The sequence below is a fragment of the Curvivirga aplysinae genome, assembly GCF_009711445.1.
Lineage (GTDB): Bacteria > Pseudomonadota > Alphaproteobacteria > UBA8366 > Aestuariispiraceae > Curvivirga > Curvivirga aplysinae.
This window is the reverse complement of sequence record NZ_SMMC01000074.1, coordinates 1-7,018: the sequence shown is the minus strand read 5'-3', so window position 1 is coordinate 7,018 and position 7,018 is coordinate 1. Positions and strand designations below refer to the sequence as shown.

The 7,018-nt window shown below is 43.3% G+C and carries 6 protein-coding genes; 3 read left to right on the top strand and 3 right to left on the bottom strand.

What is annotated here, in order from left to right:
* On the top strand, positions 1-565 hold a 565-nt coding region (locus tag E1160_RS01305), incomplete at its 5' end, for a DUF1007 family protein (protein ID WP_155153186.1).
* The gene (locus E1160_RS01300) at positions 556-1,536 is read left to right on the top strand and encodes a nickel/cobalt transporter (protein WP_155153185.1); all 981 of its coding nucleotides are present in this window, start codon (positions 556-558) and stop codon (positions 1,534-1,536) included. The genes E1160_RS01305 and E1160_RS01300, both read left to right, overlap by 10 nt.
* A gap of 95 nt (positions 1,537-1,631) precedes the next feature.
* Here E1160_RS01300 and moaB read toward each other — a convergent pair whose 3' ends face one another.
* From moaB to E1160_RS01285, 3 genes are all read right to left on the bottom strand, one after another.
* Entirely contained in the window at positions 1,632-2,165 is a 534-nt protein-coding gene (gene moaB, locus E1160_RS01295; protein ID WP_155153184.1) for a molybdenum cofactor biosynthesis protein B, read from the bottom strand.
* A gap of 34 nt (positions 2,166-2,199) precedes the next feature.
* Positions 2,200-4,077 carry a lytic transglycosylase domain-containing protein gene (locus E1160_RS01290; protein ID WP_155153183.1) on the bottom strand — a complete coding sequence of 626 codons (1,878 nt, stop codon included), beginning with the start codon at positions 4,075-4,077 and terminating at the stop codon, positions 2,200-2,202.
* Between the two features lie 209 nt (positions 4,078-4,286).
* On the bottom strand, positions 4,287-5,147 hold the full coding sequence (locus E1160_RS01285) for a uracil-DNA glycosylase (RefSeq protein ID WP_155153182.1): 861 nt from the start codon (positions 5,145-5,147) through the stop codon (positions 4,287-4,289).
* A gap of 293 nt (positions 5,148-5,440) precedes the next feature.
* On the opposite strand from E1160_RS01285, the gene E1160_RS01280 reads away from it, so the two are divergent.
* Positions 5,441-7,018, top strand: a 1,578-nt coding sequence (locus E1160_RS01280; protein ID WP_155153181.1) for an electron transfer flavoprotein-ubiquinone oxidoreductase, incomplete at its 3' end; no start/stop codon positions are given.

Below are 7,018 nucleotides of genomic sequence, written 5' to 3'. Positions count from 1 at the left end.
TGCTTGGATTGATCTACAAAGTAGTGTCGTTTTCAACGATGAAGGGCAGGTTTCCGGTCTGAAACTGCGTTGGACTTTCGATGCGCTTTATACAGGATTTGCGTTAAGTGGTGTGAAACGTGATGAGGATGGCAATCTGGATAAAACCTTTATTAATGAATTGGCAAAAGAAAATCTGACCAATTTGGAGGACTATAGTTATTTTACCTTTATGGATGTTGCCGGTGAACAACAAAATTTTGATACAGTGACAGAATTTTCAACAGATATCGACGAGGGGCGTTTATGGTTAGAATTTAATCTTCCTTTACCGGAAGCTGTTGATCCAAAAGACATAACATATTCCGTTTACGATCCAACATACTATATCGAAATCTTGCATAAAGATCGTTTAATTGCGTTTGAAGGTAATCAGACAGCTGAAGAAAACTGCAGTTATGATTTTACCGACCCTCAACCAACAGAAGAGTTGATTTCTAGAATGGCTGATCTTGATAAGACAGAAACTGCCGGCAGTGGCGTAGGACAGTTTTTTGCAGAGAAAGTATCCGTTACATGTTTTTAAAACGAGCTAAGGCCGCACTTACTATTGGTTCAGGGGTATCGCTGATACCAAATATGGCCCATGCTTCCATTTGGGGGGATATCACAGGGTATATTCGTGAGCAGCAGCAAGCCTTGCATATGGAATTGGCAAATGCTCTGCAAGCTGTTCAAGATGGGGGGCAACAAGCATTGATTAGCTTGCTTGTGCTTAGTTTCTTGTATGGTGCTTTTCATGCTGCAGGTCCTGGTCATGGCAAGGCAGTGATTGGCACATATATCCTAAGTCATAAAAGCCATGTGAAGCGCAGTATGTTTTTGTCTGCGGCATCTGCGATCGTGCAAGGAATTACCGCAATTGTATTGGTCAAGGCAGTATCTAGTCTGATCTTTTTCTCACAATGGGCTATTAAAGATACTGTGCCTGTGATGGAACAAACTAGTTTTTTATTTGTGGCATTGATTGGTTTATTCTTGATGTTTCGGGCGATACGTCAATTTATTCGAATGCGCAACACCAGTGAAGTTCACAATGGCTCTGTAAGTCATACTCATTCCCATGCGCATAGTCATGGACACAGCCATGGAACTTCAGAAACTTGTTCAAGTTGTGGGCATAATCATGCGATCGGGCCGGAACAGGTCGCACAAATATCAGGATGGCGTGACACGATGGGCATTGTCATCTCAATCGGCATACGTCCATGTACAGGATCAGTCATCGTATTAACTTTTGCAGAATTATTTGGCCTTGGATGGGCGGGTGTTTTGTCGGTTATGCTTATTTCCCTTGGTACTGCATTAACCGTTAGCCTACTGGCATTGATGACGGTGTATTTCAGAGACCTAGCGGTATACTTGATGCAAGGAAAGGAAAGCCGTCTTATGAGTTATGGGCCTATATTCGCCTCTTTTGTCGGAGGTTTGGTCATTTTGTTATTAGGCTCAAGTTTGATGATTGATGCTTCAATGAATTCACACCCCTTATTTTAGGAAACCAGTCAAACCTCTTCATAGTTAGGTAGGGGGTTATTTCATTTGCGAGATAATATATTCTAAGGAAAGAGGGGAGTGTCATCGCTCCCATGTTACTTTTCATGCTCTCTTAGGCGCGGTGCAATTTCCACAAAATTGCAAGGTCTATGTCTGTTATCCAGCTGAGTTTGCAAGATATCATCCCACGCATCTTTGCAGGCACCGGAGGAACCCGGGACAGCAAATAAATAGGTGCCTTTAGCAACGCCTGCAGTCGCGCGGCTTTGGATGGTTGAACTGCCAATTTTTTGATAACTGAGCATACGGAAGAGCTCGCCAAAACCCGGAATTGGTTTTTCATAAACCTGTTCGAAGGCTTCCGGGGTGCCATCCCGACCAGTCAAACCTGTACCACCTGTGGAAATGACGACATCAATTTCTGGGTTATCACACCATTCATTGAGTTGTGTGACAATGTTAGGGATGTCGTCTTTTAAAATTTTACGATCCGCAAGTATATGACCGTCTTTTTCCAGACGATCTACCAAAATTTGACCTGATTTATCTTCGCTCAAGCTACGGGTATCTGATACTGTAAGGATGGCAATGTTCAGAGGTATAAATGGACGGTCATGATCTAATGCCATTGGGGAACTCCTAAAAAAGATACTTTAGAACAGCTTATTGGATAATAATCGTGTCAACTTGCTCAACAGACGTTTCCGCAATATTGCTTGGACGATCAAGACCTATATAAATTGGCCAATTGCCGGACAAAATAGCTTCCAATGTCGGCACAGGCTGACCTAGACGATTTCGATAAATCCAAAGATTACTGAAAACATGCTCAATATAAAGACGCGTTTCACGTGATGGTAAGCTTTCAATAAACAATAATGGATCATCCTGGTAATCAACTTTCCTCATCCATTTTTGTAGATTGCCAGGGCCGCCGTTATAAGCAGCTGCCATCTGGAAAAGATTACCGCCGTCAGAATAACTTTCTAACAAATGTGTTAGATATTTCTGACCTAACATCAAATTGTAACTTGGATTGTAAAGTTTATCACGTTCGTTGCCACGAAAACGCTTCCCTGCCATAAAGCCTGCGGTTGCGGGCATTAATTGCATTAATCCGCGTGCGCCTGCATGACTTTTAGCGCGAGGACGGAAACGAGATTCTTGACGAACAAACGCATATATCAAAGCACGATCAATTTCAAAGCCATCTTCTGGCTCCCAACTTGGAATTGGATAGATAGCTGCATCCATTGCACGGCCTTCTTTGCGCTGGATTGAGGCGCCAAGACGATAGGATAAGTCAGCGAGCCCCGCCGCATCAGCAAAAGCCAAAATAGCATTACTTAAAGACGGTGGCAGATTATCAACAAACCGACGTAATTCTGTTTCAGCGCGATGGGCTTGATCTGCTTCAATTAAAGCTAAAGCCCGCTGTGCTGCAGGGATTCGCATCAACAAATCCATGTCAAAATCTGTTAATTGTGCCATCTGCCAGTTGAAACCTGGATCGCGTCCCAAAGCATAAGAAGCGATCAAGCCATAAAAACTATGTTTATACTGTGCAGCGCGTTCAAGCATCGTATTTACAGATGCAGGCCAACCACCTTGCAGATAAGCGCGCGATGCCCAATAAGCACCTGCAGAACGTGTTTCATGAGGTGTATATTTACCTTCACTCAAACCAGAGAATAAATGAGCTGCAGTTTCATAATCTTGCATGCGCCACGCAGCAAGCCCACCCCACCAGCGCGCGTTATCAGCAACTTCCGGGGAAAGATCTGCAGCGCGGATGGCTACTCTGACAGCTTCCTTGTCTTTGTGGTAACGATAATATCCTCGTGCGATGACGCCCAAACTTTCAGCAAAACTGATATTGTCAAATATCTTTCTATTACGTTTTGTATCTAGTTTTTTTAGGGAGTTGGTCACATTCCCGCGCTGAACCCAACGCTTGATTTGATATTGAACCTGCCTGATTTCGCGGCGGTGAGACTTCTGACGGTAAGGTTTCTTGATTTTGGGAACTTTATAGACGGCTTGCGGTTGCTTCGCTTCTTCTTCGGTTCCATCAAAACCGGGTAAATCAGGATTACGTGGTTGTACCGGATATTTGTAATTATTAGGACGACGGCGAAGGGCTAACTTGTATACGCGACCAGCACCGGGATGGTCGGAATATTTTGTCATCCAGTCTTTAAGCTCTAAATATTTGGAACGATACGCGGTGGGATGCATATATCGCTGGAAATCGACATGCCCCATTAAAACATCATTATCTAGCTGTCGGATAAGCTTTTGCGCAGCATTCCATTTACCGTTTTCCTGAAGAGCAAAGATTTGATCATAAAGTTCTGCGTCCTTGGTGGTCAAAATTCGAGGAAGCTGATAACTGTCAGCTTGTTTAAAAGTGCCGTCATGATAGATGCTCTCAGCATTTGGGATACTAGCTGTTTCTTTTGTTTTTGATACAGTCTGCGCCGTAGCAGGGGCGATCATAAAAGTGGAAATAGTCCAAAATACAATTCCACTTTTAAACATAGACGTTGGCTTGTACTTTAAGCATCCAAGAAGGTTCGTACCTTTAAACAAATCCTGAAATCCTTATCTTGGCTCTCATGAGCTCTTCATAATTGATTCAAACGTCTTATTTTGTGGGGTGTTGCAAGCTTTAGCAAGGTAAATAGTCCCGTTTAACGAGATATCAAGACGTTGTTTGAGGGAATGTTGCAAAAGAAGCACGCTTTTAGCTAAAATGCGTTTGATTTTTGCTGTATCTCAAGTAAATCACGCCATGCAAGACGTTTCTGGGCTGGCGTTTTAATGAGGGAAAGAGGGGCAAATATAGGCATTACTTCTACAGGTTGATCTAGATATTCAAATTTATGTTCAATCCATTTACCGCGCATACGTGATATACCGCCAGTTTGATTAAGTAGAATATTCACGGGTTTCGCGCCAAGACAGACAATCATTTTGGGCTGGACGAGTTCTATTTGTTTTTCAATAAAAGTCTTGCAAACTGCAAGCTGGCCATCGGTAGGGCTGCTGCCGCCTGCAGGTCGCCAAAAGACGAGATTGGAGGCGAAGAAATTTTCACGTGTTAAATGAATTGCATTGAACATTTTATCCAGTAATAAACCACCGCGATCTGAAAAGGCACGTCCGCTGACATCATCTTGTTTTTCGGGTATTTCACCAATAATCATGATATCTGCATTAGGATTGCCATCACCAAATACAGTATTGCTTGCGCTGGTTTTTAATGTGCCAAGCCCTTCGAAGCTCTCAGCCGCTGTTTTGAGAGCTTTTAAACTATCACATGTTTCAACAAGTTTTCTTGCGGCTTCAATTGCTTCTGCTGCGCCTAACGGGGCAGATGGTGAAGGTCTCATCGGGGCGGGTGCCGCGGGTTTTGCAACGTTTGATTTGGTTCGTGCTTGATCAATAACGGCACGCGCTGCGGCGGCTTTTGCTTCTTGCTGGGCAATAACGGAGGCATAGCGATCAACAGGGCTGTCGATCAACGCTTCATCAGCGCCCATCTCAATTTGCCATTGTAGGGCAGAGATCGCGTCGCTTATGGTCATCTCTATGTCGTGCTGATCCATTTTCAAGAAAGCCTTTCAAGGCTAAACATGCCTTAAAATTTATTGATTTGTTCGAAACATATCAAAGCGGAGCTTTTTTTTCTACAGATTTTGCAGCAAAAATCGCAGAATCTGTTTGGAACCTTGGCTCAGATTAGGTAAGACAAGGGCGGTCGGTAATAAGTTTAACATGATTATCGTGTGTGGGGTGGGTCTCCAATAACCAACAAACGATAAAGACACGACCCAACTTTCTGGGGATGTTTGTAAAAGACATGAGAAGTTGGTCAGGATAATATTGAGGAGTGAGACGCATGAGCGAAGCAGTCGAACGCGAATCTATGGAATATGACGTTGTCATCGTTGGTGCAGGCCCATCTGGTCTGTCTGCTGCGATTCGTCTTAAACAATTGGAACAAGAAACAGGTAAAGAAATTTCTGTTTGCGTTCTGGAAAAAGGTTCAGAAGTTGGTGCCCATATTCTTTCTGGTGCAGTGTTAGAACCACGCACATTGGATGAATTGATTCCAGATTGGAAAGATAAAGGTGCGCCTTTAGACACACCAGCAAAAGATGATGAGTTTTTGATTCTTTCTGAAACTGGTTCTTTCAAATTACCAGTTGTGCCACCACAAATGCATAACGAAGGCAACTACATTATCTCCTTAGGTAACTTTGTTCGCTGGTTAGGTGAACAAGCAGAAGCTTTGGGTGTTGAGATCTATCCGGGTTTTGCTGCCGCAGAAGTTCTTTTCCATGAAGATGGTTCTGTAAAAGGCGTTGCGACAGGTGATATGGGCTTGAATAAAGACGGTACACCGGGGCCTATGCACCAAGTTGGTATGGAACTACATGCGAAACAAACAATTTTCTCAGAAGGTTGTCGCGGGCATCTAGGCAAACAATTGATGGAACATTATAACCTTCGTGAAGAAGGTAATTTCCAGACCTATGGTATCGGTATCAAGGAATTGTGGGAGATTGAGCCTGAAAAATCTACACCGGGTAAAATCACACATACTGCTGGTTGGCCAATGAAATCTGATACATATGGTGGTACTTTCTTGTATCATTTGGAAGGTAATCAGGTTTCCATTGGTATAGTTGTTGGCTTGGACTATTCCAACCCATACCTATCTCCTTACCAAGAATTTCAACGTTTTAAGCATCATCCTGATATCAAGAAAGTATTAGAAGGTGGTCGTCGTATCTCTTATGGTGCACGTGCTTTGAATGAAGGTGGATATCAATCTATTCCAACGTTAACATTCCCGGGTGGTTTGTTTGTTGGTTGTGAAGCTGGCTTTTTGAATGTACCAAAAATTAAAGGTACGCATACATCCATGAAATCCGGTACAACTGCGGCGGAAGCTCTGTTCGAAGCGTTGACAGGTGAAGGTGAGGCGCCACGTGAAATCACATCTTATCCAGAAATGTTGAAAAAGACTTGGTTATGGGATGAGATTTATAAAGTTCGTAACATCCGCCCAAGTTTCAAATGGGGTTTCTGGGCTGGTATGGCTTATTCTGCGATCGATACATATCTGTTCCGCGGTAAAGCACCATGGACATTGAAGCATCATGGTACAGATCATGAGAGCTTGAAAAAGAAATCTGAATGCACACCGATTGACTATCCAAAGCCAGATGGCGTGATCAGTTTTGATCGTCTGACAAACGTTTCTTTCGCGGCAACAGCCCATGAAGAAGAACAACCTTGTCACTTGCAGTTAAAAGATGAAACTGTGCCGATCAGTGTCAACTTGGAAGACTATGATGCACCGGAACAGCGTTTCTGCCCAGCTGGTGTTTATGAGATTTTGACAGATGATGATGGATCAAATCCACGTCTGCAAATCAATGCACAAAACTGTGTTCACTGTAAGACATGT

Excerpts from the sequence above, each read along its gene's own strand:
- E1160_RS01300 (WP_155153185.1), top strand. The coding sequence starts at position 556 with ATGTTTTTAAAACGAGCTAAGGCCGCACTTACTATTGGTTCAGGGGTA.
- moaB (WP_155153184.1), bottom strand. The coding sequence starts at position 2,165 with ATGGCATTAGATCATGACCGTCCATTTATACCTCTGAACATTGCCATC.
- E1160_RS01290 (WP_155153183.1), bottom strand. The coding sequence starts at position 4,077 with ATGTTTAAAAGTGGAATTGTATTTTGGACTATTTCCACTTTTATGATC.
- E1160_RS01285 (WP_155153182.1), bottom strand. The coding sequence starts at position 5,147 with ATGGATCAGCACGACATAGAGATGACCATAAGCGACGCGATCTCTGCC.